This is a genomic window from Mycobacterium sp. (assembly GCF_965277065.1).
GTDB lineage: Bacteria > Actinomycetota > Actinomycetes > Mycobacteriales > Mycobacteriaceae > Mycobacterium.
Map to the genome: position 1 here is coordinate 1 of NZ_CBDIBT010000012.1, position 26,474 is coordinate 26,474.

The window sequence follows — 26,474 nt, forward strand, 5'->3', positions numbered from 1 at the left end:
TCCCCCCGGACGGCGCCACCATCCTCGGCGAGGCGCACCCCAACGCGAAGTTGACCGAGGAGATGGTTCGTCACATCCGGACCCTGCGCCGCCACGGTGCCAGCTACACCGAGTTGGCGGGGATGTTCGGTGTCTCTGACGACCACCGTGCGCGGCGTGATCACCGGGCGCACCTGGAAAACACGTGTAGTCGACCGGCGGACCATCGCGCCGACACCGGCGAGCGGACGACCCGCGATCCACAGGGGTGAAGCGCATTCGCTAGCATCATTTGCAACCTGCCTAAGTACACCTAAGGGTATGGCTGATGAAGCAAAACTCAAGGTCAGAGCGGCTTGCTACTGACGTAAGCCCGAGCGGGCTGTATCCGACTGTGTTTCACGATCTGATTCGACGGTCAATGGATCGTGGGGTCATTCAGTAGGGCCGTATCCGACGATGCCGGTCGGCATGGCGGCTACTTTTTGTGCCCTTCTTCCAATGTGGGCTTGATGACTGTTGCGACCCTGTACTTCTTCACGCTGCCGTCGGTGAGGATGAGTTGAGTGTGCTCGCCGACGTTGCAGATGGTGAAATGCCTTACCCGGTGTGCGATTCCACCTTCCCGGCAGTACGAGACGTCGACGGCGCCGATGATCGCCACCTGCGGCTGCACCGCGCCCCGGCTGGTGCACTCCACCTTCGCGACCGATTGGCCGGCGATGTGCAGACATTGGCCGGCTACCCAGTCGCAGTCGAGGCAGGTAGCGGCGGATTTGCCACCCGCCGACCAGGACAGGGTGAGGTCGGCGTCGTGCACGCATTGCGATTCCCTATCGACCCGGCCGATGACGCGATACGTACTGGCCGGCGAGCCACACGGTTCGTCCATCAGCTGCGGGGAGCCGTTGACCTTCCGCAGCGATACGCACGAGGAGGGCTGCCGCCGGAACAGGATCCGCGGCGCTGACCGGCAGCCGAGCGAAGTCGGTAGTGGGGTAGACGACGATCTGCGGTCCGCCCGCGCCCAACCACCCGATCACCCCGACGGTGAGCGCCACCGCAGCGAATGCGGAAGGCCAGCGCCACCGATAGACAGCGTTGCGGCGCTCCGACGAGTTCATCGCCCACCGATGTCGGCCGCGGGGACGGCGATGGTTCGCACTACCTCAACCACCATGACCGCCGTTACCTCCCGCCACGTCTCGCGCGCAGCCCGAACTGCGACTCCTCGCCGCTGATCGTATCCGGCGTCCAGGTACCGGCACCGGCATCAAACTCGACAGCATGCCGGCGCCTGTGCGCTGGAACATGCCCGCGACCGACCCGTGCATCCATGCGCCTGCCGACCGGTTCCGCAGGCTAGTGCGGGATTTTCGCCAGGATGGCGTTGGCGAGGTCGACGGCTTGGTTGCTTATGCCGATCCGGCAGGCCCACACGTCGGCGACCATATTGTTTTGGACGGCCACGGCCCGTTGGCAGGGACCCGTGGCCGGGTTGTTGTTCTTGACCGGCAGCTGCATCATGGAGAGCAGGTTGCCTTTTGCAGTGAGCGGTCCGAATTTCCATGGCACAGGAACGCTGTTCGGATACGTCGTCGTGAACTCCGTGCCCGAACATGACGCCCACTGCGCGGTTTGGGCAGTGAGCGAATTCTCCGCGACCGCCGCCGTCGGCAATTCGATGACTGCCTGAAACACTTCGAACGCGATCGGCACGTCGCCGGGCTCATGCACCGCCTGCGCACGCACGGCGGTCCATCCGCCGGTCTCGACGTACACGGGCGCTTGCTCCGGGGCGAACGCACCGAGGCATTGCTTGCGGTCGATGACTCCCGTTTCATCTGTCATCTTGTCGGTCGCCTTAAAGATTGCCAGCTTCGTGGCGCCCATGATTTGTGCGACCTCCTCGGGAGTGGGCAGCAGGTTGTCGAGCGCGCTGGGCGGCAGCGGTGCGACCGGCGACGGCGACGGAGTTGACGACGTCGACACAGCAGGCGGCGGAGCTGACGTCGTCGACACAGCTTGCGACGGAGCGGCTTTGGGGTTGCCCTTGGAATGGTGCGCCAGTGTTACCACGCCCACCGCGGCACCGGCCAGCAGCACCGTGGCAGCCATCGCACCCAGGATGAGTCCGCGCCGCCGCCGCGGCCTGACCGGGGGAGGGGAGAGGACAGGTGCGCCCCACTGGGTGGGCGCGGCGGCGAACCCCTGCTGGGTGGGGTGTCCGCCGGTCTGCTGCCACCACTGCGGGCCGGTGGGAGGGGCGTCGCGATACGCACTGACCGCAGCAGCCGGCACCGGCTGCCAGGGTCGGGTCGTCAAGCGGGTGGTTGTGTGCACCAACGAGGAGGCGGCATCGGCCAGTTCACGTGCCGAGCCGAACCGCTGTGCGGGATCTTTCGCCATCGCCTTGGCGATCACCCCGTCCAGCGCCGGCGGCAGCCCGCCCACGACATCGGACAGACGCGGCGGCGGCGCCTGCAGGTGGGCCATCATCACCGCGGCCGGCCCGTTTGCGGTGAAATACGGGGTTTTGCCGGTCAACAACCGAAACAGCGTGCAGCCCAACGAATACAGGTCGGCGCGCGCATCGAAAGTGCCGCCGGCGAGCACTTCGGGAGCGGTGTAGGCGACGGTGGCCATCAACGAGCCAGTCGCGGTCAGACCCGCATCATCGAGTCCGCGGGCGATTCCGAAATCGCCCAGCAGCACCCGCTCCTCACCAACGACCCCCGCCAGCAGGAAGTTGGCCGGCTTGATGTCGCGGTGCACCACCTGATGGGCATGGGCGAAGTCGAGCGCCTTCGCGACCTCGCTGACCACATACACCGCCCGCGCCGGGGTCATCGTTCCGCTCTTGAGTGCCGCGTCGGCGTCGGTGCCGTCGACGAGCTGCATCGCAATCCACAGCAGGCCGTCATCGGTGCGGCCCCGCCGGTAGATCGACACGATGTTGGGGTGATCCAGCATCGAGGCCACGTCGGCCTCGCGGACGAACCGAGTCTGAAATTCCTCGTTGTGCGACAGCGCCGCGCTCAGCACCTTTAACGCATCCCGGCGCGGCAACTCCGGGTTGGCCACCACATAGACCGCGCCCATGCCGCCCACACCCAGGAGCCGCTCGACCCGGTAGCCGGCCACCACCGAACCCACAGGCAGCACACCCCACCCCCGATCGCCCACCCCGCTCATGGTCAGACAGCATGCCACGACTGTGATCGGCGCGACGTCAAGGACGGGGAGGTCGCCGGTCCGGGCGGATCGTTAAAAGATCGCGGTGACGACTAAAGATCGCGGTGACGATCAGCCATCCCGCTACGGTGGCGTTCGTGGCGCGGCTGGCATTCGCCGTCCTCCGCGGAACAGGGCAATGAACCTGGTTGACCACCGATCCGCTTCGGTGCGGAAACTGCTATCGCGGACGGTCGACTTCGTAGGTCCCGGCGTCATCCGTGACCACGACCGTGACATGGCGTTGCGCACCGTTAACGGCGACGTCGCACACGAAACTCGTGCCCTTCCTGGCGCTCGGGTTGCGGCCGTGGTTGCAGCTGACGTCGCCGACGGTGTTGGCGCCGTAGCCGCCGACCGGATCCGACAGTATCTGCGCGACCCCGGCCTGCACCCTAGAGACGTCGAGGACCCGACCGCCGTCACCGAGTTGGATTGCGCTGCGGATGATCACGGCCACTGACATCACGATCGCCAATGCTCCGGCGCCGATCAAGAGCCCACGGATCCGCCGGTCGTGGGCTGCGGTGTCGGCGCCCCCGCCCGGCGGGGGCCGGAGGTGCGGCTTGACCGGTGGCCACGGTGCGACGGGGCGCTGATGCCACGGGGCGACCGGCGGCGGTGGCATCGGGCGGTGCCCGCTCGGAGATCGGCCCGGGCCCGGGGCGGGAGGCGGCGGCCGGTGCGGGCTCGGCGGGGTGCGAGGCCGGGGTGATCGCGGTCGGGCGATCGCGGTGGGGTCATCGGAGGTCGGAGGGCGCAGATACCAGGGCTGCTCGGGCCCGGGTCGCGGGCCTTGGCCGGACGGTGGCGGGCGGTTCACGGGAAGTTTCCGTAACACCCGCCAGCATCGCCGATCAGCCCGGACCGGAACGCGACGATACGGGTGAACCCGGCGGGCACGGTGTCGCCGTCGACGTCGCTGGCCACCAGATGATTGGTCAACAACCCCGATATCGCCTCGTCGAGATCGCCGGCGGACAGCACCAAGGTGCCGCCCCGACGGCAGCGCGACCGGGTCGGACATGCCGCGCTGCGCGACACCGGTCAGGCACGCGGTCCGTAGCGCGGCCCGCTCCCCGGTCGGCGCGACGCCGTGCTGGTGCTGCACGGCCAGCATGTAGCGCGATGTCACCACCGAGAAGGCGGTGTCATCGCCCTGCAGCAGTTCGCGGTTCTCTTGATCGGCGTAGGCACCCATCTGACGCAGTGCCGGCAGGTCGACGGTGATGGTGTTGGTCGCCGGGCAGTACGCGGCCGCCGGACTGGGCCGGGCGTCGGCGCACGTGACGGGTGTGCTCGCGGCCAGGGTAGGCGGCTGGCTGGGATGAAAGATCTGGTTGAGGGTCTCCATCAGCAGTTGCACGGCGTCCTCGGTGATAGCCATCTCGCCGCGGTCGGTGGAGGAGTAGGTCTGCAGCGACTGCGGCAAACCGGCACGGCGGCGGGCGATTTCGTCCTTGTCGATGGCCGCGCAGGTGCCGGCGTCACCGTCGAACCCTTCCTGGAAGGCGCCTACCCGGTCCAGCGCGGAGCCGTGCGCACCATGCGCATTACCGGGTTCGTCGACGGGATCGCGCAGCGTGATCCCGCCGGCCAGGACGTGATCGAGCCCGTCGGTGGTGTTCATCGTGAACCGCGGGGAGTCGCCCTGAGCCACCCAGCGCAGGTAGACGCCGGCGACGCAGTCGGCCTGCTGCTCGCGCACGATGGTGCGGGTGAACGTGTGGACGGTGCGCGCCTGGCGCTGCACCGCGTGACCGATTTCATGCGCCAGCACCCCCGCGACCGCGATGTCGCCAAAGTACTTGCGCGCGCTGGGAATCAGAACGCCGCGGTCCCAGGACACCGAGTCGTCCCGGGCACAGAACGCGGCGTTAGCGTCCCGGGCGATGGCGGTTTTGCCGCACACCCGCGGGCTGGCCGGATTGGCCGAATCATAGGACCGCACCGCGGCCAGCGGCGTGTACTGGCCCGAGAAGGACTCAGGGTAGGTCGACGCCCAGAAGCTCTGAATGTCGTTGACCGCCAACAGGGCAAGCCGGTCGCCGTCGCCACCGTCGCCGCCTTCGACCTCGCCTACCGCTGCCGGCGCGCCGGCGCGGATGCCGTTGGGTCGGTCGCTGGTGGCAGGCCACCGACCCGGTCGGGGTCATAGATCATCGACGCCGCCCGGCCGCGGATCACCGCGGAGTCACACGCAGTCGTCATCGGGCTCAGGCACGCCAAGGCAAGGGCCGCGGCGGTCAGGACCGTGCCGCGGTCGCCGAAGCGAGGCACCGTGCCGGCGGTAGCCCATCCGATCCCTCCCGCCTCCGATACTGGTCGCCCCGACGGTGTTTGGCCGCCACGCCCGCCCCGTTCACCCGACGCTAGCTCACCCGTCGTCGCTCAGCCCGCCCCCTTATGGAATCACCCCGACCCGGCCGCCGCGGCTCATTCGGGCGGGGCACAGTCGCGAGACCTCACGCGGAATCGTGGTCGTCATCAGCCGGGAGCTGCTGCGAGCGCGAGGTGTCGCTCTCGGCCCGGCGATCGGCGGCATAGATGATTCCGTCGATCTTGAGGTACAGCGTGGCCCCAATGCCGGTCGCCCGACTGTTGTCTGTGGCTGCGCGGTCCGCGTGCCAGACTTAGTCCGTGCCCAGCCGCACCGACATCGCGTGGCTTGCCCTGATGGTGGCGATGATGGGCTTGGTGGCCGCCTTCTGGCGCACCCGGCAGATCCGCAATGGCCAGGCCGACCCCATCATCTCCCCGGACTCGACCTCGATCGAGCGCCCGGCTTCACCGCCGTCCGCGATCCGGTGGGGCCTAGGCGCGACCCGACATCGAAGACGACCACGTCGGCCACCCCCTCCCATCTTCGGCGGAACCGTATCGGATCGGGGATCTGTCGCGTGATCACGGTCGGCGCGAGACGTCGCGGTAGCGCGGGCGCAGTGATGCCGGCGGGACGGGCGTTGGTTCGCGTGACCGCGGGTGCCTGCGTCGCCGGCCTGGTATTCATCAGCGGAGCGTGTACGACGCACCCACCGGAAGCCGCCAAGGGTCCGGCAACACTGACCCCCGGGCCCAGCCCAACGGGGGAGTGCGGCCCGAATCAGTTGGCGCGCTGCGTGCCTGGGCTGGCTGACTTCAGCGAGGAATTCGTCGACGACATCCTCGTCGAGGCGCCCAAGCCGCCGTTCGCCACGTGGCCGCGTTCGACCACGGCGCCGGAGTCGTCGCCCGCCGACTGCCAGATCCTGCCGCGGCTGGGTGCGCGGACCGGTCCCGAACTCGCCGTGAGTTACCAGCCGGCGACCGATGCGTACGGGGTTCGGCGCGACCCGCGCTGTGCGGCGAAAGACACCGAGTGGGTCGAGGTCCGGCGGATGGCTGCCGACGCCGATGTCGATCTCGTGCGGGCGATGACCGATTGGGCCCGCCAGTGTCCGATCTGGGCCGTCGCCCCCACCAGAGGGGACGGACGGATCCAGACCTGGTTGCTCGGTGAATCCGCCGACGCGCTGGCCCGCTACCAGTCCGGTGAGATCGCCAGGCAGTGGCGCCGCGTCACCCAGATGGCGGCCGCGGTGCTGCCCAACGGCGTGATCGCGCAGGCATGGTTCAGCACCGACGATCCCTCGGCGACATCCCGCCGCGACACCCTCACCCAGCTGATCGACGCTGTGGGCCGGCACCGGCCGCGGTCGGCGCTGCCGCCTCGGCTTGCCGACTGGAGCCCGGGTCAAATCTCGACGCTGCTGCCGCCGCTGGCGGCAGGGGTCATCGTCGACGCACGGTCGGGCCAGGACGCGGACCCGCCGTGGAACGGCTGTCTAAACACCGAATACCCACCTGAGCCGCGCCGGGACAGCGTGGCTGAACGGCGCGACACCGACCCGTCACGGTGGGGGCAGCCCACGGTGACGATCGGCCGGGCCTACCCCGGAATCGACTATCTCGCTGACCTGCGGCGCGAGATCGCCACCTGCGCAGCGCATTCCACCGATAAACCCGAGCTGTGCGCGGACCGGGAGGACCGCCGATACCTCACCACCGACACCTCACCACCGATGCCGCGCTCGCCGACGGCGAGGACACCGTGCGGTTCACGCACCGGTGGATGCGCGTGGAAAAGGTACAGGCTTACGACCGCTGCGACGAAGGCATTGAGATATACCGCGTCACCCAGGTGCGGGGCTTCCTCGTCGTCAGCAGCACAACGCATTCAGGCGGGCCCAAGGCAGCCCCCGGTCCGTCGCCGGCGATGCCGCTGCAAACTCTCGACGAACTCCAGGCCGCGACCGCGCACCAGCTCAAAGCCGCGTGAATTCAGCGTTCACTGACCGATCCAGCCGTACTGCGTGGCAGCAGATGGCGCCTGCGGCCCCGTCCAGCCCGGCGCGTGCTGCCTTCCGTCATGGTTGGCGCTCCACCACTGCGCGTAGTGCTGAGCCTGTGCGGCCTGCTGGCGCAACGTTTTTCGGGCTGAGCTGTTTCGCCACAGCGAGATCGGATTCCACACCAGCAGCGACGCCAGACTCCACCAGCCGAGCAACAGATTGTGCTGCTGGGCCTGGGTGATCGCGGCGTCGCACTGCGCGTAGGTGCCCGTGACGGTGCGGTACTGGTTGTACCAAAAAACGAGGGCTCCGAGGTGTTTGGTGACCCTTACCTGGAAGATCGGTTCTACCGGAGGCGCTGGCGGCGGCCCGCCGGGTTGGTTCGGTGCCCCGTAGGCACTGCTACCCGCTGGATACACGAGACCATCTCTTTCCGATCGGGGCTGCTCGTCCTCTGCAGGTTACGAGGTTGCGCAGCGACTCGCAGACACTCGCCGCGCCGATCGGCCCCCGCCTCATCGCGCCGACATTACTGTCCACTCGCGCCGCTCACCGATACCGCCCCAAAACCGTTGCCCCGGTTACATGTTCTGCGACTGCTCCAGTGCGGCAGCGACAATGGGCTGCGCCCACGCCGGCGTCGCGGTCAGATCGGGCGGCCCCACGATGCGGCCGCGCTGCATGTGCAACACCAGCATAGGCGTCGGCGCCTGCCCGGTCGCCGGGTCGGCGGTCGCCGAGTTGTCATACATCCGTAGCTCGGTGAGCAACGATAGCAGGTTGATCAGATTGATCCGGCTGTGTCGGTACCGGCGGCGGATCGCGGCCTCCGGAATGTCATGGCCGCCGCCGCGGACCCGCTGCCGCACCCGTTCGATGTGCGCCTCGACGCCATCCAGGCCCACAAAGAAGAGGCGAACCTCGCTACCGCGGGCAGCGGCGTCAGCTAACAGCGCGGGAATGGTGTTGCCGCCCAGCGTGGTCTCGAAGGCGAAGTCGAGCCCTTCGTCGATCGCACGCCGCAACAGCGTGCGGCCCTGCTCCCATGCCGCCGCGTTGGCCTCGGTCTGACTCAGCCCGGGGTTGGCCGCCAAGATCGCTCGGGCGGCCTCATCGGGGTTGTAGTACTCACCACCCTTATCGCGGATCGTGGCACCGACGACGCTGCTCTTCCCGGCGCCATTGATCCCTGCCAGTACACGTACTTGAGCCGGTGTCGCGGTCGTGCCCACCATGGGTCGCGCTGGATTACCGCGACTGCGCGGTGCGCGCCGCCTTCACCGCGGCGGCGCCCATCTCCTCCGGAGAGGCATCGAATGCCGCGGCGACTCCAGCCTTGGCTTCGGCCGTCTGCATGGTGGCCAGCAGCGCGCTGAAGCGCTCACCGAGGTCGTCGAGGGCGGGTGTGGCTGAGGCGGTCAGAGCCTCGAACTCCGCGTACGACAGCAGCACTGCCCTGGGGGTGTCGTGCTTGGTGATCACCACCGCGCCATCCGCTGCGGCCTGCTCAAAGACGCTGCCGAACTCGTTTTTGAGGCGGCTGGCGGTGACCGCGGGGACATCGACCAGCTTGCCGTCGCGGTTGCGGAACGAAACGGTCATGATGGTCTCCTCACTCGTGCCTACATCCAACAGTTTAGACCTTTTGCCCATTATGTGCGATTCGGACATTCTGGCCAGTTCAGTATGTCACCGTTCACTCGCCGCGTCGCAGATACATCCGACCGGTTCGTCCAGCCGCCCAAACCTGCTTGCGAGCGCGACGTCGAAACCGGTCGGATCCACGAACTCCGCGCGGCCGTCGCGAGGGTGTGGAACAGAGGACGCCGGATTCAGACTCCGGTGCCCTTGACGGGCACGCAGGTTCGACTCCTGCAGGACGTACACACGTAGTGGGGCCGTTGGTGAATCGCGTATCGCTCTTGGCTTTTACCCATGAGTTCCGGGTTCGTGTCCCAGGCGGCCCACTGACCTGCGCGCCGTTAGCTGAGTTGGGATAGCACCAGGCTCTTCATCTGGGGACTGGGTTCGAAACCCTCGCGGCGTACACGATAGTCACGCCCCTCGACTGTGCCCGCAATTCCGCCGCGTTGAAGCGGATTAACAGACGCAGCCCGACGGGTAGAGCCGTAGTCTCCAAAAGCAGCGGTCTCGGGAGTGTGAGCGTCGGGTCGCCCGGTAAACGAGTTCGTCCGATGCGCGATCACACGTAGGCAGGCCTACGCTGGCGCATCGTAACTACGTTAACTACACTGTTCGTCAGCACCGTAGTTATCGTAGTTTGGGAGATGCCGTGAAGCTGCAGCCAGAGCGGTTTAAAGATCTCGATAGCGGGGGCCTGTATTTCGTCCAGCCGGACCCCGAGCGCACTGGCGAGCAACCCGACGATCAATCGGGTAGCGCGCTGGTGGGCTTGGTCGTGCGCGGGCCCGCGTCCGCCGACCGCCCAGGCGTCGGTGATCGCGACGCGTCGCTCCGCCGGATACAGGCCGATGTTAAACACCTGATCGGGGAGGGCCCGGTCGTCACCACAGAGCTGAGCGCGATCCTGGAGCCGGGTCAGGCAGCTCAACTGAAGACCGCACACCTTGCGAACGTGGACGAGTTGCTTACTAAGGTCCGAAACCTCCTCGCCCACGACAACAGCCCCTTCAGTAGAGCAATGGTCCTTCACGGTCCGCGCGGGGATATTGCCCACCACGCAGTGGCAGCGGAGGAAGGTCGGTCGTCGTCAGTTGCATTGCTGGACAGCATGATTGAGACAGCCCGCGCGCAGCTCCGGTTGCTGATTGAGTTCCGCGACACGCAGGCCGCCCCCGCCCACGAGGACGTGGCGGTCCAAACCGCGACCGGCCCCTTTCGGTACAGGCTGCCGTTGAGCCTGGATGACACCTTCAGTTCGACCGAGGCGAGCACCATCCTTTCTCCCACAGGCAAACCCCACCGCACGATCGCGCAGAATCGTCGACGGGCCAACGAGCTGCTGGGGGTCAAGATAGGCAACCGCTACCGGTATCCGAAATTTCAGGTCGATCCTGCGAAGCACGAGATTCGCCCGGTCGTCGCGCATGCCAACCGCAGACTGGAAAGCGATGCCGACCCCTGGGGTGCCCTGGACTGGTGGTTTTCTGAAGACGAAGGTCTCGGCGGCCGGCGCCCGGTGGACCTGCTGCAACAACACGAATTAGGCGAGGACGTCGTCGATTTCGCTATCGACCGCAGTCAGCAAGGTATGGACTGAAAGTCGGTGGCGACCAACGTCTACAACGGCACCGCTGCCGATCTGGAACCCATCACCAAAGGAAGCACGCTCTATCGGATTCGCGCTGCCGGCGCTACTTACGCGGCAAACTCGTTCAATCCCAGACCCAAGCCGCTGCACGACACCGCCCAAGGTCGTTTCGAGCCCACCGACCCCGTGCTGGGTGGCTATCTCTATGTAGCGCCAACACTTCTCGGCGCCGTCGCCGAAGGCATATTGCGCAACCAACCCATTCCCGCATCCCGCCTGGTGCCGAGATTGTGGTTGTCCAACAAGATGCTCGCGGTCCTCACCCTCAACGAAGACATTCCCGCGGCCGCTGCCTACGGGTCACACGCCGCCAAACTGAACCTGGATTCGTCCTTCCTGTGCCGCGACTCCAGTGCCTACAGCGCCACCCGCACCGCGGGCACCGAGATCCTGCTGAATACCCCGGCTGCACGCGCGCTGGCCTACCCGTGCCGCAATTGCGAGTCCAAAGTCGCCCTGATGCTGATTGCACGCGCTGCCACGCCGGCGGTCAGTGTTCAAAGCGAAGTCGAAATCCTGAAAGATCCAGCGGCCGCTAGGCTCGTCGTTGACACCCTCGACCTCGGGTTCGGCCTCAAGTACGCCGGTCGGATGCCCTGACCGCGGCAGGCGCACTCTCAAAGGGTTCGAAATGTCAGCGAGTGGTTACCGGGGCGACCAAGATTTAGCCAGTGATTCCCGGTTATCAATGGAAAGGCTTCGGCAGTCTGCGCGCGAACGACCGGGCCGCACAGAGGCGATGGGCGGCTTGTTCTCGAAATGCAGGCATCGCCAGTCAGTGATCGGTCGGACGTACAACGTAATTGCCGGGATCGTTTTGAGAGTTCAAGAAGTAGGTAGCTGCGGCCGCTTGTACGGCTTTTTGAAAGTCTTGATCAGCCGATGTGCCGCCGCGCCATACCTCTTCGCCGTCGATCATTAGGAGGTATTCGGGACCGCGGCGTTCCACGCGATACAACGGCATGAGATTTGTTTGGATGACGTTGCCATGCAGAGTTACCGCTATGCGGGTCTGGTGCCATTCTTCGTCGGCGGTCACCTGTTCTTCGTTCGCTGATTGCAGCACGCGAAGGCCGCGCCCGTTCGCGAAGTCCTGGTTGGTCCGGGCGATCGACGATATAAGTGCAGCAAGCGCCTCCCGGCGTCTTGCTAAATCTGAAATCCCTTGACTAACAACGACCTCGTCGACCTTCGCGAGGAGGTCGTCAAGGTCGCCGCTGCCTTTATGGGGTTGCATGGCTTTCTCTAATGCCGAGATAAGCTCTAGGCCTGTTTGGTACCGCCGCGAAAGGTCGTTTTGGAACGCCCTGTCGAAGGCGGACGAGATCCGGAGGATTTGGCGTTCATCGAGAACCGCGGCCAGGACCGCGCGGGTTTCTGGCCGCTGATGTGGCATGCGCCCGGACTCGTCTGTCAAGACTCGAGGTTCGTGTCCAGTAATGGTGTAGAGGAATATCCCGGCCAGCTGAGTGACGTCACTTGCAGGATCCTGGCTACCCGGTCGAGCGTGCTCTGGTAGGCGAAGGAATCGATTTCCGATCTCTTCGTTGACCCGGGTTAGGTCGTCCTCGGCAGCATTATTAAACGATAGGCCAAAGTCCACCAGCACTGGATTGACCAAATCGCGGCCCCGCAATACAACGTTGGCTGGCTTGATGTCGCGGTGAATGACGTTGTTCTCATGGCATCGAGTGAGAGCTTCGGCAAGCTCACGCGCACACTCCAAGGCTGCGTTGACATCTGGGGCATCGTTGCGCCGCACCCTATAGGTCCTGAGATCCACTCCGTCGACGAGTTCCATGCCCATGTACATGGGGGTGCCGCGTTCTAGCCAGATTTCGGCATTGTGGTCTATGAGGGTCGGCGGCCCGAGGCCGGCCAGAGTCTCGTAGGCGGTTACTTCACGCTTGAATCTGCCGCGGGCGCGGCGGTCGTTCACCCGGGTCTTATGCAGTGTCTTGATGAATACGCTCGGTTTACCGTCACCGTCGATCGGTCTGCCGATGAACGAGTCCCCTTGTCCGCCCTGTATGGGCGCAGCGCGCACGCGGATCCAGCGGTCTTCCCATCGCTTGGCCATCCGATTCCTCCTGAGAGCCAGTCCAGTCCAGAAGGCTCTTCACTCTAAAAGGCCGCCCGGCCAATGCTTTCGATGATCTCGCGCGATTTTGTTCAAATTGCCGAACACCACCTTGAGGTCTGCGGTTGACGGAACGTCATCGTCGTGGCTGCCAGGGTTGAGTACCTGGGGAAAGGTCCGCCATAGCCCGCGTTCGGCGTTGCCGTCCACCACGAGCGGCAAAACTAGGGGTAGGAGGGCGCCCAGAGTCGAAGCCTTCGCTTCGATGTCCTCGACCGTCGTTGCTATGCCGGCGTGGGTTTGACCGGAGGCCACGATCTGTTTGGCGAGCCGCTCCGCGGCGGTGCGCATTACGTTGCACGCAGGCCGTCGACCTCGGGCAGTCGGAGCGTAGAGGCTTTCCTGGGCTTCGAGCATGAGCTGACCGAAAACGTCACACGTCTGCGTGGGCTCTGTGCCGTCAAGGATGTTGATGAGGTCGAGCTTGTAACCCAAGTAGTCGTTGCCGCCACCGTGGTTGGCCTGGGTCAGTTTCGCGAACTTGCTGTCAAAAGTTGTCAGAATGACTTGGGTGTCTGAAGCGAGCAACTGGCCCAGAGTGGTTTGGATGAACGAAAGGCGATGATCAGAGTCGCTGCCGGGAATGGGGTCGTCGAGCACCACAATCCGCGTTCCAAGTAGCTCGGTGCGCGCCAAAAAGATTGACAGGCCCAGAGCGTTCAGCTGGGAATCGCTGTAGACGCCAAGGGCTTCGCGTTCGACGGGGGTGCTGGTCGCGGCAATGCGGAGCGCGGCGACGAGGTTGACGAATAAGGCGCCGCCAGCGCGGCGCTTGATGCCGCCGAACCCCACAAGCTCGTCGGGACGGATGGTGGCCCACCATTTGGTGATGGTGTCGCTCATCTGGGTGAATTTGGTGTCCAGAACGGCACCGGCGGCCGCATTGAGCGCTTTCTCGGCTGTGTTGAGGCGTCGGATGATCTGTTGCCGCGTGCCCTCGCTGACCACATCGGTGATCAGCTCGTTCCGGCACCGCACCAGGTTGGCGACCTCGCGAAGTCCCGAGACGGCCACACGCTCCCGAGAGGCCGCGTCGACGGCCGTGCGTAGCACGGTCGCTGAGCGGTTGTATTCCGTGACAGCCGTGCTGAGGTTGTCCGCGGCGGCAACAACATTGCGGTACCCGATCTCGAGGTCAGTCGCCACGGGGTGGCGGCCAGCCACGGCATCTCCGGCTTGTTCAAGCGCGCCCCGCAGCGCCGCGCAGGCTGTGGTGAGCGCGGTTGCGGCCACCGCGATGTCGGTGGCCTGCGTTCGGGCGCCAGCAGCCAAAGCGGCATCGATGCCGAGCCCACGGAGATTGTCGCTGGCAAGGGTGACTTGTTCGACGGTCCAACGGGCCGCCGCGGGCACGCTGGCCGAAGCGGCCGTGACGAGTCGGTCAAGACCATGCCGCATTTCGGCCAACGCTGCGGTCGTCGATCGTGCGGCCGAACTGAGGGACTGGGTGCGGCGCAGGTAGTCCCGAAGCTCCCCGATCCGGTTAGGGGTCAGGGCATCGCTGGTGCCGCAGACCGGGCAGTCGACAGGTTGCTCGAGCGTGCCGTATTCCTCAATGCCCAGAACCGCTTCGAATAACGGCGTGTGCTGGGCGGCCTGGTGATCCAGCTCGTCCAACGCCGCGCGATACTCATCGAGGTTCGGAAACTCGGGAACTGTTCCCAGCGGTCCGGTTGCGAACGCTGATAACGGAAATACCTGCTCGCGTTGGTCTTCCAGCGCGGCTACGAGCGCGTGACGCAGCGCATCGACGTCATCGACGTCATCGACTTCAGCGCCACCGAGCGCGAGCACCGCGCGCCCTGCTGTCAGGAGCGCTGAATCTATAGCGGTCTTGGCCGCCTCGGTGGTGATGGGTTTCTTGGCCAGGGCGGCAATGCTCTCACCCGACGAGCCGGCAGGTGTCCCGGTCAAGGCTTTAAGCAGGCGGAAAGCACTCCCTGGTTGTTCGGCGTCGATGCGGCCACGTGCAGCGCGTACACGTTCCCGGAACAAGTCCAGATCAGTCAGCTCGAGTAAAGCCTTGAAATAGCCGACCCGCTGTTTTGGCTCGGTCGACAGCACGTGGCGCAACGTGTGCTGCAACAGCACCGGCGCGCGGACCGGGGGGTCGGCCAACGGCAGGCCCACGTGGTCGAGGTTGTTGGCTTTCACACCGTCGACTAGGAGACGACTATCGCATTCGGCACCCTGGGAGAAGTCGGACAGCAGCTCGCGGCGGACCTCGTGGGTAGTGCCGGCGGCGTCCCGCACCAGGGCTTGGACGTACACATCGGTGTCAGCGGCCGGTAGGTGCGCGTTGCGCAGACTGTCGTGATACTCGGCCTTGGAACCGCCCAGCATCTCGCGGCGGCTGCTTCGCCCGCTGATGAGAAACTCGATAGCCTCAGTGAGGCTGGTCTTGCCTTGGCTATTACCAGCGTGAACGACCACCAGCGGCGCATCGAGCTGCAACGTGCGGGCTTCAGTGCCGAAGGCGCGGAAGCCGCGGATCTCCAGCGAGACCAAGCGAGGCCCGGTCGTGCCGCCAGTCAAAGTGTCCGCCAGGTGGCGATCACCGCGTCGAGCGCCTGGTCGAGATCATCCTCGGTGGTGGACTCGGCGACGGCTTCCGCGAGAGTCCGGGCATCGCGCGCGCCGCCGGTGTCGCCGACTAGGTGGGTCAGCAAGGCGTCAAGATTGGGCAGCAGCTCGCTCATTGAACGGCAGCCTAGCCGCTATCACCCGGGCTTTTTCGTAACCCGTGCACTTCGTCGACCGTTCGGGTGACCGTCAGCGAGGCGATTCGCGTTCTCAGCTTGGTTGAGCAGGGATTAACCCCTACAGCGGATTTCGCGCTACTGCGCTTCGTGTCTCGGTACCGGCGGCGGTGATATATCGCTGTGAGGTAGTCATCGATTCATGCCTCAGCAGCTTCATGAGTGTGTAGACGTTGACGTCGGAGTCGGCGAGTTCGGTGGCTTAGGTGTGGCGCAATTCGTGCACAAGTGCGCCAGGCACGGGCTGGGCGTCGGGGCCGGCGCGCTTGAACGCTCGCTTGATGCGTGATTGCAGCGTTCCCTGGGTAATACGTTCGCCGTCGCGGCCGACGAACAGTGGGGAGCGTGCAGACCATCGAGCCAGACCGGATCCTGCTGTCATTCTGTGCTTCTCGGCTTGCGGAAAGCGGATAGCGCGGCTTTCGAGATAAGTCTGAATGACCGCGAGGAGTTCGGCTTCGATAGGGACGCTGCGCTCCTTCCCGCCCTTACCCTTGACGTAGATGACAGCTGCGCCATCATCGGTCGTGCGGATGTCGCTGACATTGGCCCCTCGGAGCTCCTCGGCGCGCAGCCCGGCTAACAACGCGGTCAGGATGATCGCGAGATCAATTTGGACCCAATCGGTTTGCCGCTTGGAGCCGTAATCCTGAGCCACGAACTCTAGCAGCGCTTCGACCGCGGTGCGGGGGAGCGCTTTGGGCAGGCTCTTGGCCAGCTTAGGCCGACCGACCAACTGCATAGGGTTGGCGGCTAGCTGTTCGCCGGTATAGAGGAAGGTGCACAACACATTCCAGGTCGACCAGCAGCGCTGGATAAACGCGGCTTCGTGATCGTGAGCGTAAGCGGCGAACGCCGCCCGCATCGAATCCCTAGTTATGTCAACTATATTCAAGCCAGCCGGATCACCGTCGGCGATCAGACTGGCGATGGCGATGAAGTCCTGGCGGTAGGCCTTCATGGTGTGCGCGGAAGGTTTGCGGGTCTGACGGTCGCGCAGGAACGCAGTGAACCACTCCGGGAACGGATCGGCCTCACCGGCATCCGGGCCGTCGGCCGACCCCGGGCGAGCACCATCGCGATTGTCGGACACCTGCTCCGGTATCAGAATAAGATGGGTAATATATCCTATCCATCCAGTAGGCGAAAACGGTTGCCTAGCTGTGACTTTCCAGAGATATCTGCCAGGGGAGATGTGTGACCGTGACGAAACATCGCGTGGCCGCCGCGCCTGTTTTGATGCGGGCGCTACGCTGCCTGCATGAGCGACGGCTCCGCTAATGGTCTCGATACGGATGACATGGTCGAGATTCTTTCAAAATAGCCGTATCGGCCGGTGATTCCTCACGCCTGCGATAGGTTGGCCTCGAAGTCGCGGGCTCCGACGATTGGAGGGCTATTTATGTCCACTGTTGAATGCCGCTACTGCGATAAGTGCCACGGCATGTTCTACGACGGCTCGGACAAGAAGGGAGTATGTCCGTCCGGCCACGGGCATCACGCCGAAGGCTACCGGTTCGAACTGCCAGTGAACAAGCCCGAAACACGGGTGGGTCAACCGCACTAGCGACTCTGTGGCACCCGCTTTGGGGTGTTCTATGACGGCTACCCCGACAAAGGACACTGCCCAGCCGGGAGCAGCCATCGCCAAGATTCCGACGACATGTTGCTCAACCACGACCTGCCGGAAACCAATGGGGCGCAAGCGCAGTGGCGTTTCTGTAATCGCTGTCACGGCTTGTTTTATGACGGCTATCCCGACAAGGGACACTGCCCGGCCGGCGGCGGGCATCACGCGCAGGGTTTCAACTTCGTGCTGCCGCACCTCCCAGTCGGTGGGCCCATCGACTGACGAAGCGACTCCCGACGACAAGATGCTCGCGCGCAGTCCTAACTGATGGGTACCGCGTTGACGATGTTCTGGCGCACCGTGTTCGCGCTGCCTCGACCGTGGCCGGGTCAGCCAAGTAAGCGCTCGACCGATGCCGCGGCCCCGGCGGTGGCCAGTGCCGGCTTGGCGGTTTGACCAGTACAAGCGTCGAGCTGTTGGCCGGCGCCTCTAGTATCCTGAACCAGCCGCGGTGCGGGTTGCGCGACGCGGCCTTGTCGGTGCGCAGAGCAAACCGCCGATCGCCTTGGTTGTGTTAGCACGGGTAGGTTGCGGTGAAGCTGGATCGGCAGCCGGAGCGGCCGCCGGGGAGCTGACGATGGTCGGCGAATTGCGGAGCGTCGCGGACCATATAAAAGAAAACGGTGCACCGACGCAACCGACACCGACGATCGATCGACCACTAGCGCCGCCGCGTGGCTCGTGCCCGTCGATTGCTGGCGAACGCGGCTGCAAATTGTGATACGGCAGATCCGCGCGAGCGCAGCTGGTATTGAATACAGGTGCGTAAGTGGCGGTTCTGAGTGGTCAACATCGGGTGGAAGCGATGAGCGCAGGCGAGGAAGCCTGGGTCGACCGTGCGCACTGCGCGCTGGGTGCGCTGGCATCGATGACGATTCCGGCGACGCCGCAGGTCGTGCGGGAAATGGTGGCTGCACGCTTCGCACCGCAGTTCGACGAGGGTGATCGACTCTACAAAGAGGGCAAGCCGCACTGGCAGCAGCGGGTCGACGATGCGGTGAGCAGCCTGATCACCGCCAAGCTCGTCACGAGGACGGGGTCGGCGAAACGCGGCCGCACCGCCACGGATACCCGCGCCGCGGACGTCACCCCGACGCTGCGGTTGACCGCTGACGGTCAAAGCGGTGTGGCCGCCGCCTGCGAAAGAGCCGACACGCCCGGTGCATCGCCCGTTACACAGAAGTCGATAGCGCCTCCCGACAACCGCCGTCCTATAAATGATCTGGTGATCGCCGGGGTGTTGACGCCGCCCCTGCGGCAGAAGATCGCCAATGATCCTCGGCCTCGTGGACCTGATGCCGCGCCAGCACGATGGCCGGTGATGATCGAGCTCAACGCACGATTCAACTCGGGACCCGCTGCGGCCATGCAGCGGGTAGAGCATCTGTGGCGACTCGTCGGCGGCTTCGAGGAGCCGGTGCTGCTCGCCGATCAGTACGGGGTCGGCGAACTAACCAGCGATCAGCTTGAGGGCGTGGTGTCGGCGGACACCGCCGGCGGCGACCGGCCGATGCGGGCGATCTACCGCATCTGGCCCGACTTCGACACTCATCGCCACGTCGATGTGTCGTCGTCGACGATCAAGGCCCAGCCTGCGCAACGATCCTTCAACGCGTTCGGCGATGGAATCGTCTGGGCCGTTGTGGATTCCGGTATTCAGGCTGATCACCCGCACTTCCTGGGGTATCAGACGCTGACCGACGACACGGTGAAATCGCTTCATCGCGACTTCACTTGCGACAGCGACGATCCCACGCTCGCCCTGATCGACCAAGACGGCCACGGCACCCATGTGGCCGGCATCATCGCGGGAGGACTGGAGAAGTGGCAATCCGCTGATCGCGCAGTGATCGCGACGGAGAAGCGCTTCAACGCCGGATCGCCCGACGGCGACTTTCCGGTCCTGCAGCCCCGCGAGGTGCAGGACATCGACAAACTCGCCGGCATGGCGCCCCACGCCAAGTTGGTCAGCCTGAAGGTGCTCGCCGAAGGAACGTGGACCACCCGCGTCAGCCGCGTCATACGCGCTCTGGCCTACATCCGCGAACAGAACGCCTCAAGCAGCAAGGTTCCGCTCATCCACGGCGTCAACCTGAGTCTGGGCTACGAATTCGCCGCGGACTGGTACGCCTGCGGGCAGAGCCCCCTGTGTACCGAGGTGGACAGGCTGGTGCGCTCCGGGGTCGTGGTGGTCGTGGCCGCGGGCAACACCGGATATGTCACCCTGAACCCCGAGTTCGCCAGCGACATAACCCATTTCAGTGCCGCGGTCACCATCAACGACCCCGGCAACGCCGAGCGCGCGATTACCGTCGGCTCTACCCACCGGGATTCTCCGCACACATTTGGCGTCTCTTACTTTTCCTCCCGCGGCCCGACCGGAGACGGCCGCGCCAAACCCGACCTTGTTGCTCCGGGGGAGCGCATCACGTCAGCCGCGGCGGGCAAGAACCTGCTCGCCGTCAAAGAAGCACACCCCGAGGGCATCGACGGTGCCGCCGTGTATGTCGAGGAAAGCGGCACAAGCATGGCCGCACCGCATGTGTCCGGGGCCATCGCCGCATTGTTGTCTGTGCGGAAGGAAATGATCGGCAACCCCGAGGAAGTCAAGCGCATCATGGTCGCCTCGGCGACGTCGCTGGGCCGAGATCCCGCGTTCCAGGGAGGTGGCCTCGTCGACCTCATGCGCGCACTGCAATCCGTTTAGAACTGCGTCTGAAAGGCCTACCCATGACCGATTTCATTGCCGGGCGCCCGCTGTGGCGACTGATTTTCGACGCCGACGGCAACCCCGATCCGGCGACGGTGAGCGCCCTGACCGACGGCGTCAAGAACTCCGCGCTCACCGACGTAGTGATGTTCTCCCACGGCTGGAATAATAACGAGGCGACCGCGTCCGCGCTGTACCAACGCTGGTTCGCCCTGTTGGCGGACCAAGTGGATTCCGGCCGCAAAATCGGTTTTGTCGGCATCCGTTGGCCCTCGGAGCTATGGCGCGATGAACCCATTCCGAACTTCGCGCCGGCACCGGCTTTGGTCGGCGCCGCCGCTCTCGGTGAGACAGCCTCCGTCGCTGTCGGTCCGCCGACCATCGATCGTGCGCAGCTCGCCGATCTCAAAGACATGTTTCCCAGCGGGGCGGCACAGCTGGACACCATCGCGGGCCTGTTCACTCAAGAACCGACCGAGGCTCGACTGTCCCAACTGTTCACCGCGATGCAGCACTTCAGCTCGGCCACCGCGTCGGGATTCAACGACGGCGAAGCCGATCCGTCTACCGTGCCCGGGATGCTTGGACCTGACCAGGTTCCCGCCGAGGTGTTCACCCGGTTCGCGGACCGGCTGGCCGAAGCCGGGGTGGACTTCGGCGGCGGCGGAGGGGCCGCCGGACTCGGCGAGCTGGGCGATAAGATCCTCAACGGCGCCAAGGAGGCGCTGCGCCAGCTCACCTATTGGCAAATGAAGAACCGCGCCGGCACGATCGGCCAGCACGGCCTGGGGCCGGTGATCGGCCGGCTCGCCGATGCGGTGCCCGGACTGCGAGTGCATCTCATCGGGCACAGCTTCGGCGCCCGGGTGGTGTCCTTCGCGTTGGCCGGGCTGCCCGACGCACAACCGTCGCCGATCAAGTCGGTCACGCTGTTGGAGGGCGCCTATTCGCGGTTCGCCTTCACCGACCCCCTGCCCTTCCGGACAGGGGCCGGTGCACTGGCCAGGCGGCTCGCCCGTATCGATGGACCCATGGCAGTTTGCTATTCCAGTCACGATAAGGCTCTGGGGGTCTTCTACCCCCTGGCATCCGCGGCCGCCGACGATGACGCGGCCGGTGCTGATGACCCGCTGGCACGGTGGCGTGCGATGGGCTCCAACGGCGCCTACAACGCCGCCACCCAAGAACTGGGGGCCGTCGGCACCACGTATCCATTCCAGACGGGACAGATTCTCAATCTTGATTCGTCAGCGGTGGTTGCGCAGGGTGATTCGCCGTCCGGCGCACACAGTGACATCTTCTATCCTCAGCTCGCGTGGGTCGCCGCCGCCGCTGGCGGACTGCGAAAGTAATTGCCGCTGTTCACTGTTCCGATGCAGCTCCGCGCAGTCGACCAGCAGGCAAGGGTGGGCCGGGGTGCTCGACGGAGCCGCCTCGGGGCTTGCAGATGCTACTTGTCACGGTCACAGCACGCCCTCGCGGCTAGCTGCTGTCGTCAACGACCTTCACGGCGCGGACGCTTCGCTGCCACATACGCGGGTTAGGTTTGACGCGCAATGGCACGATGCGCATTTAGCCGAGGACTGACCGCGGGGAGGACATGTGCCCGAACCACTCGCACAAAAGACGACGAAAGTCCTCGGCGACGGCGCCCATTTTCCCCTGGGCGCGACCGTGTCGGCCCAAGGCGTTAACTTCGCCGTCCAGTCGAAAACCGCCGCAGCGGCCTACGTACTGCTGTTCGACACTCCCGACGGGGCCGCGACCGACATCATCGAGATGACGCACCGCGACAGGGATGTGTGGCACGTCTTTGTCCACGGCCTGCGCCCTGGGCAGCTCTACAACTACAAGATGGGCGGCGACTACGCGCCGGGGTTGGGTTTGCGGTTCAACGCGGCCAAGTTGCTACTTGATCCGTACGCCAAGGCCGTGGCCGGAAAGTTCCGCAACGCCGATAACCTTTTGCTTGGCTACGATCCCAACGCCGGGGGACAGGATTTGGTCGCCGATGCCCGCGACGACACGGCGGTTGTCCCCAAGGCCGTCGTGATCGACGACGCCTTCGACTGGCAGGAGACGACGTCGCCGACCCTGGATCTGGCAGAACTGATCATCTATGAGACCCATCTGAAGGGCTTTACCGCGCACCCCTCGTCGGGGGTCGAGCCCCCGGGCACCTACCTGGGATTCATCGAGAAGATTCCCCACCTGACCCGGCTGGGCGTCAACGCCGTCGAACTCCTTCCGGTTCATGAGCACTACGTTGATGACTTTCTGTGCGACGAAGGGTTAACCAACTACTGGGGATACAACTCGATCGGGTTTTTCGCCCCCGAATCCTCGTATGCGACGGGCCGTTCCCCGGGCTGCCAGGTCACCGAATTCAAGACCCTGGTCCGCGAGCTGCACCGCGCCGGCATCAAGGTGATTCTCGACGTGGTCTACAACCACACCGGCGAAGGCAACGAGATGGGGCCGACCCTGTCGTTTCGCGGCCTGGACAACCCCTCCTATTACAGCCTCACCGGGCCGGCCGACGCATCCTGGCGCTACTACATGAACTACTCGGGTTGCGGCAACAGCCTGCGCTTCGACAGCCCGGCAGTAATCAGGCTGGCCATGGATTCGCTGCGCTACTGGGTCGAGGTGATGAGAGTGGACGGCTTCCGCTTCGATCTGGCCTCCGTGCTCGGCCGTGACGACAGCGGCGGATTCACGTCGTCGGCACCGTTTTTCGATGCGGCTGCCCAGGATCCGGTGCTCAACCGGCACCGCACCATCCTGATCGCCGAACCCTGGGACACCGGAACCTTTCAGGTCGGCAACTTTCCCGTCGACTGGTCGGAATGGAACGGCAAATTCCGCGACACCGTCCGCAAGTTCGGCAAAGGGGATGCCGGGCTGGTGCCTGATCTGGCGGCGCGGCTGACCGGATCGGCCGATCTGTACGGTGACGACGGGCGGTCGGCCTCCAACAGCATCAACTTCGTCACCTGCCATGACGGATTCACCCTCTACGACCTCGTCGGCTACAACGAAAAACACAATCAGCTCAACGGGGAAGGCAACCAGGACGGCTCCACCAACAACAATTCGTGGAACTGCGGCGCCGAAGGCGACACCGATGATCCAACGGTACTCGCCCTGCGTCGGCAGCAGATGAAAAACTTCGCCTGCTACCTCTTACTCGCCGCGGGCACGCCGATGATTCTGGGAGGCGACGAGTTCGCCCGCACCCAGCGCGGCAACAACAACGCCTACTGTCAGGACAACGAGGTCAGCTGGCACGACTGGGATCAGGCGCAGCGCAATCACGATCTCGTCGACTTCTTCGGCAAGCTGATCGCGTTCACCCGACGTTTCCCAATTCTGCAGCAGCGCAAGTTCTTCCAAGGCAAAGACCTCGACCACGACGGTATCGCGGATCTGACCTGGTTTAGTCCCGATTTGGGACCTCCGGACTGGAACAACGCCGAGCTGCGCACGCTGTGCTATCAGCTCGACGCGGCCGGAGACCGCGCGGATATCGCCGCGACCCGTCTCTATATCATCCTGAACGCCCACTACGAATCGCAGGACTTCAGTCTTCCGCCGCTACCGCAGGGCACTGCCTGGTATCGGGCCATCGACACCGGCCTGCCGGCCGGCGAGGATTTCGCTGCCGTCGGCACCGAAGTGCCCATCGAGCCCGCAGGCCATTACCTCGCGAATGCCCGCACCACGGTCGTCCTGCTGGCCAAATAGCCGCCGTTCGGCGCTGCCGAACTGTGTCCAATGCCCCCCGAGGCCAGGCACATCGTGTTGTAGGCCTGACGTGTCGGCACCGCGGACGGCTTGCGAATCGAGTAGCGCGCTACTCACGTATTTTTCGCCAGGCGGGTGCACGATATCGGGGAAGAGCTCATGATTTGTCGGAGGCCCGATCGCGGGCTCACCGCGTCGCGGAAGGGAACTAGCTCATGTCGGTTGTGCGCGCGAACAACACCGTTGTCGAGGTCAGTGCTTATGGCGGTGACGCCAAGACGCTGCTGGCGTTTGACCTTGTTGCCGACTCGGCGCGAACCGGGCTGGCGGGCTTCACGATTCAGGTGCATCCGCCGGGAAGCGATTTTTACTTCGTCGACAACAACCTGCGTCTGGCGGAGTCTTCCGCGCACGCCCAGGTCGCCGGGGAGACCCCCTTTTCCAGCGTGAACGCACCGATCCACAAGTTCCGTTGGGTCCACGTCCCCGGCCTGGTGCACCAGGGTGGAACGCCGGCGTTCGGCACCTACACCTACGCGGTGACGCCACGGTATTTCACCGCCGCCGGCGCGTTGCAGGCGCTGGACCCCTCGACCAGCGTGTCGGTGAACATCGACGTCGGCCCCTTCGCCAAGGGTGCGCTGCGCCTCGCCTTCACCCGCGGCTATGTCCAATCCCAGTCGTTCGTCCGGCATTTCGGCCCGACCGCGCACATTCGTCCGGCCGGGGACGATCTACTCTTTGACACCTCGGCGACCGCCGCGACCAACGCCGCAGGGCAGAGCTCCACCTACGCCCAGGAGTACGACTGGTTGGGGTTCACCGCCCGCCAGCGAGTGTTCGAAATCCTGCACGAGGTGGCTGCCGATCCGTCGTTGACTCTGGATGTGTTCGCCTACGACCTCAACGAGCCCGATGTGTGCGCGCTGCTGCTCGAGTTGGGAAAAGCCAACCGGGTCCGGATCATCCTCGACGATGCGGCGCTGCACCACGACACCGCCAAACCCACACCCGAGGACCAGTTCGAGGCGACGTTCAAGGCGCAACCCGGCGGCGACTCGGCGATCAAGCGCGGTCATTTCGGCCGCTACGCCCATGACAAGGTTTTGGTCGTCTCCGACCAGAACGGGCCGCGTTCGGTGCTGACCGGTTCCACAAACTTCTCGGTGACCGGACTGTACGTCAACGCTAACCACGTCTTGGTGTTCGACGACCGCCAGGTCGCCGCCACCTACGCCAACGTGTTCACCGAAGCCTGGAATACTGACGTCAAGGCCGCGCCGTTCGCCGCGTCCCAATGGGCCGCCGCGCCATTCACGTTCGGCGGGAACGATCAGGGCGTGCCAAGCACCTCGATCACGTTCTCCCCGCATTCCGCGCCGGTCGCCCAGACGATCCTGACAGGTCTGGTCGATCGCATCACCAGCGAAGGTGCGACCACGAGCACGCCGGTCGGGACGGTGTTCTTCGCCGTCATGGAGCTCAACGGAACCAGCGCCAACCCGGTCTACACCGCCCTGAACGCCGTGCACAGCGACCCGAATACATTTAGCCTCGGCATATCGGACGCACCAGGAGGGGTGTCGTTGTATCCGGTCGGCGCGAAAACCGGTGTGCTGGTCACCGGCAAGCCGGGCACCACGGTGCTTCCGCCGCCGTTCGACCAGGTGCCCACCATCGCCGGCCACGAAATCCACCACAAATTCGTCGTTTGTGGCTTCAACGGCGATGATCCGGTGGTCTACTGCGGATCCTCGAACCTGGCGCTGGGGGGCGAACAGGCCAACGGCGACAACCTGCTGGCCATTCACGACGCCGATGTGGCCACCGCGTTCACCATCGAGGCGCTGCTGTTGGTCGATCACTACAACTTCCTGGACAGTGTCGGTAAGAACGCTCAAACGAACGGGGCGCCGGCGAGCCCGCCCCAGGCGAATCGCCAAGAGGCTGCCGTAGCCGCCGGTTGGTTCTTGGGCACCACCGATCAGTGGACCGACAAGTACTTCGACCCCAACGATCTGCATTACATGGATCGGCGACTGTTCGGCGACGGCCCGGCCGTCCCGGCGGCCACGACGCCCGGCGCCGGCCGATCCGGCGACGCCTAGCAGCGACCAACGAGTGAGAACCTACGAACAAACAGAAAGAGGGTCAAACATGCATTCGGTGACCTGGCTAGACAAGCCGGAAGACCACGACTTCCCTGCCGCCGCAGACTATCTGGACCTACTGGCCGAGCCGCACACAGTGACGGTATTAGTTGACAGGCTGCGCGGCGGAACACTCGTGCACAAGAAGGCCAAAGATCTGCTGCGGGCCGCGCAGCTTGCGCTGCTGCCCATCGACAACCCGCACGTCGCGGCCGATCTGGCCAAAGTCAAGCAGCGTAAACCACTTTCACCGATCCTGGCGGTGCGCGGCGACCTAGAGAGCGGGTGTGCGCTGCAAATCGCCGACGGCTACCACCGGGTCTGCGCCAGCTACCACACCGACGAAAACACCGACATCCCGGTCATCCTCGCTTCCCGGAGCTGACCGCGAAGTCGGATCGGATGCGAACGCCCATTCCGGCTCGAGTGATGACCGCCGTCCGGTACGGGTAAGCGCCCTTGGCCCACTGATCGGCTGACGGTCACGAAGATGCACGGTTGA

Annotated in this window: 23 protein-coding genes and 1 pseudogene; 12 read left to right on the forward strand and 12 right to left on the reverse strand. The window is 64.9% G+C overall.

The annotated features are described in order from the left end of the window. On the forward strand, positions 1–251 hold a 251-nt coding region (locus ACQY5A_RS01760), incomplete at its 5' end, for a hypothetical protein (protein WP_428338656.1). Between the two features lie 206 nt (positions 252–457). On the opposite strand, the gene ACQY5A_RS01765 is transcribed toward ACQY5A_RS01760, so the two are convergent. The 5 genes and pseudogenes from ACQY5A_RS01765 to ACQY5A_RS01785 form a co-directional block, all read right to left on the reverse strand. Beyond that, positions 458–871 carry a hypothetical protein gene (locus tag ACQY5A_RS01765; protein ID WP_428338657.1) on the reverse strand — a complete coding sequence of 138 codons (414 nt, stop codon included), beginning with the start codon at positions 869–871 and terminating at the stop codon, positions 458–460. Then, complete coding sequence (locus tag ACQY5A_RS01770; RefSeq protein WP_428338708.1) at positions 813–1,103, reverse strand: hypothetical protein; 291 nt, start codon at positions 1,101–1,103, stop codon at positions 813–815. The genes ACQY5A_RS01765 and ACQY5A_RS01770 overlap by 59 nt, the downstream gene beginning before the upstream one ends. A gap of 238 nt (positions 1,104–1,341) precedes the next feature. Beyond that, positions 1,342–3,174 carry a serine/threonine-protein kinase PknH/PknJ gene (locus tag ACQY5A_RS01775; RefSeq protein WP_428338658.1) on the reverse strand — a complete coding sequence of 611 codons (1,833 nt, stop codon included), beginning with the start codon at positions 3,172–3,174 and terminating at the stop codon, positions 1,342–1,344. Between the two features lie 220 nt (positions 3,175–3,394). After that, positions 3,395–3,841 (reverse strand): DUF4333 domain-containing protein, encoded by a 447-nt coding sequence (locus ACQY5A_RS01780; protein ID WP_428338659.1) that lies wholly within the window; start codon positions 3,839–3,841, stop codon positions 3,395–3,397. A gap of 191 nt (positions 3,842–4,032) precedes the next feature. Then, positions 4,033–5,424, reverse strand: a pseudogene (locus tag ACQY5A_RS01785) (peptidase). 429 nt (positions 5,425–5,853) lie between these two features. Between ACQY5A_RS01785 and ACQY5A_RS01790 the strand changes: the two are divergent. Together ACQY5A_RS01790 and ACQY5A_RS01795 are read left to right on the forward strand one after the other, a co-directional pair. Further along, positions 5,854–6,117, forward strand: a complete 264-nt coding sequence (locus tag ACQY5A_RS01790; protein ID WP_428338660.1) for a hypothetical protein — start codon at positions 5,854–5,856, stop codon at positions 6,115–6,117. Further along, entirely contained in the window at positions 6,114–7,547 is a 1,434-nt protein-coding gene (locus ACQY5A_RS01795; protein WP_428338661.1) for a hypothetical protein, read from the forward strand. Before ACQY5A_RS01790 ends, ACQY5A_RS01795 begins: the two co-directional genes overlap by 4 nt. Here the strand turns inward: ACQY5A_RS01795 and ACQY5A_RS01800 are convergent. The 3 genes from ACQY5A_RS01800 to ACQY5A_RS01810 form a co-directional block, all read right to left on the reverse strand. Beyond that, positions 7,541–7,963, reverse strand: coding sequence for a hypothetical protein (locus tag ACQY5A_RS01800; protein WP_428338662.1), 423 nt, complete (start codon positions 7,961–7,963; stop codon positions 7,541–7,543). The two genes, ACQY5A_RS01795 and ACQY5A_RS01800, sit on opposite strands and share 7 nt — an antisense overlap. Before the next feature lie 162 nt (positions 7,964–8,125). Then, positions 8,126–8,779 carry a zeta toxin family protein gene (locus tag ACQY5A_RS01805; protein WP_428338663.1) on the reverse strand — a complete coding sequence of 218 codons (654 nt, stop codon included), beginning with the start codon at positions 8,777–8,779 and terminating at the stop codon, positions 8,126–8,128. 13 nt (positions 8,780–8,792) lie between these two features. Beyond that, positions 8,793–9,149, reverse strand: coding sequence for a type II toxin-antitoxin system prevent-host-death family antitoxin (locus ACQY5A_RS01810; RefSeq protein WP_428338707.1), 357 nt, complete (start codon positions 9,147–9,149; stop codon positions 8,793–8,795). A gap of 688 nt (positions 9,150–9,837) precedes the next feature. Here ACQY5A_RS01810 and ACQY5A_RS01815 point away from each other — a divergent pair. Further along, the gene (locus ACQY5A_RS01815; RefSeq protein ID WP_428338664.1) at positions 9,838–10,785 is read left to right on the forward strand and encodes a hypothetical protein; all 948 of its coding nucleotides are present in this window, start codon (positions 9,838–9,840) and stop codon (positions 10,783–10,785) included. A 6-nt stretch (positions 10,786–10,791) separates the two neighbouring features. Then, entirely contained in the window at positions 10,792–11,436 is a 645-nt protein-coding gene (locus tag ACQY5A_RS01820) for an RES domain-containing protein (protein ID WP_428338665.1), read from the forward strand. A 175-nt stretch (positions 11,437–11,611) separates the two neighbouring features. Here the strand turns inward: ACQY5A_RS01820 and ACQY5A_RS01825 are convergent, their stop codons facing one another. The 4 genes from ACQY5A_RS01825 to ACQY5A_RS01840 form a co-directional block, all read right to left on the reverse strand. Next, positions 11,612–12,916, reverse strand: coding sequence for a serine/threonine protein kinase (locus ACQY5A_RS01825; protein ID WP_428338666.1), 1,305 nt, complete (start codon positions 12,914–12,916; stop codon positions 11,612–11,614). Between the two features lie 39 nt (positions 12,917–12,955). Further along, complete coding sequence (locus tag ACQY5A_RS01830) at positions 12,956–15,511, reverse strand: AAA family ATPase (RefSeq protein WP_428338667.1); 2,556 nt, start codon at positions 15,509–15,511, stop codon at positions 12,956–12,958. Next, a complete protein-coding gene (locus tag ACQY5A_RS01835) occupies positions 15,508–15,675 on the reverse strand; it encodes a hypothetical protein (protein ID WP_428338668.1) in 168 nt (55 codons plus the stop codon). The genes ACQY5A_RS01830 and ACQY5A_RS01835 overlap by 4 nt, the downstream gene beginning before the upstream one ends. 262 nt (positions 15,676–15,937) lie before the next feature. Further along, positions 15,938–16,828 carry a site-specific integrase gene (locus ACQY5A_RS01840; RefSeq protein ID WP_428338669.1) on the reverse strand — a complete coding sequence of 297 codons (891 nt, stop codon included), beginning with the start codon at positions 16,826–16,828 and terminating at the stop codon, positions 15,938–15,940. A gap of 309 nt (positions 16,829–17,137) precedes the next feature. Between ACQY5A_RS01840 and ACQY5A_RS01845 the strand changes: the two genes are divergently transcribed. From ACQY5A_RS01845 to ACQY5A_RS01875, 7 genes are all read left to right on the forward strand, one after another. Beyond that, positions 17,138–17,302 carry a hypothetical protein gene (locus tag ACQY5A_RS01845; protein ID WP_428338670.1) on the forward strand — a complete coding sequence of 55 codons (165 nt, stop codon included), beginning with the start codon at positions 17,138–17,140 and terminating at the stop codon, positions 17,300–17,302. Positions 17,303–17,398: 96 nt separating this feature from the next. Beyond that, on the forward strand, positions 17,399–17,587 hold the full coding sequence (locus ACQY5A_RS01850; RefSeq protein ID WP_428338671.1) for a hypothetical protein: 189 nt from the start codon (positions 17,399–17,401) through the stop codon (positions 17,585–17,587). Positions 17,588–18,134: 547 nt separating this feature from the next. Next, positions 18,135–20,072, forward strand: a complete 1,938-nt coding sequence (locus ACQY5A_RS01855) for a S8 family peptidase (RefSeq protein WP_428338672.1) — start codon at positions 18,135–18,137, stop codon at positions 20,070–20,072. A 23-nt stretch (positions 20,073–20,095) separates the two neighbouring features. Beyond that, the gene (locus ACQY5A_RS01860; RefSeq protein ID WP_428338673.1) at positions 20,096–21,427 is read left to right on the forward strand and encodes a serine-threonine protein kinase; all 1,332 of its coding nucleotides are present in this window, start codon (positions 20,096–20,098) and stop codon (positions 21,425–21,427) included. Between the two features lie 250 nt (positions 21,428–21,677). Continuing rightward, positions 21,678–23,822 carry a glycogen debranching protein GlgX gene (gene glgX, locus ACQY5A_RS01865; protein ID WP_428338674.1) on the forward strand — a complete coding sequence of 715 codons (2,145 nt, stop codon included), beginning with the start codon at positions 21,678–21,680 and terminating at the stop codon, positions 23,820–23,822. 215 nt (positions 23,823–24,037) lie between these two features. Beyond that, positions 24,038–25,930 carry a phospholipase D-like domain-containing protein gene (locus ACQY5A_RS01870; protein ID WP_428338675.1) on the forward strand — a complete coding sequence of 631 codons (1,893 nt, stop codon included), beginning with the start codon at positions 24,038–24,040 and terminating at the stop codon, positions 25,928–25,930. 49 nt (positions 25,931–25,979) lie between these two features. Continuing rightward, a complete protein-coding gene (locus ACQY5A_RS01875) occupies positions 25,980–26,357 on the forward strand; it encodes a hypothetical protein (RefSeq protein WP_428338676.1) in 378 nt (125 codons plus the stop codon). Positions 26,358–26,474: the final 117 nt, after the last annotated feature.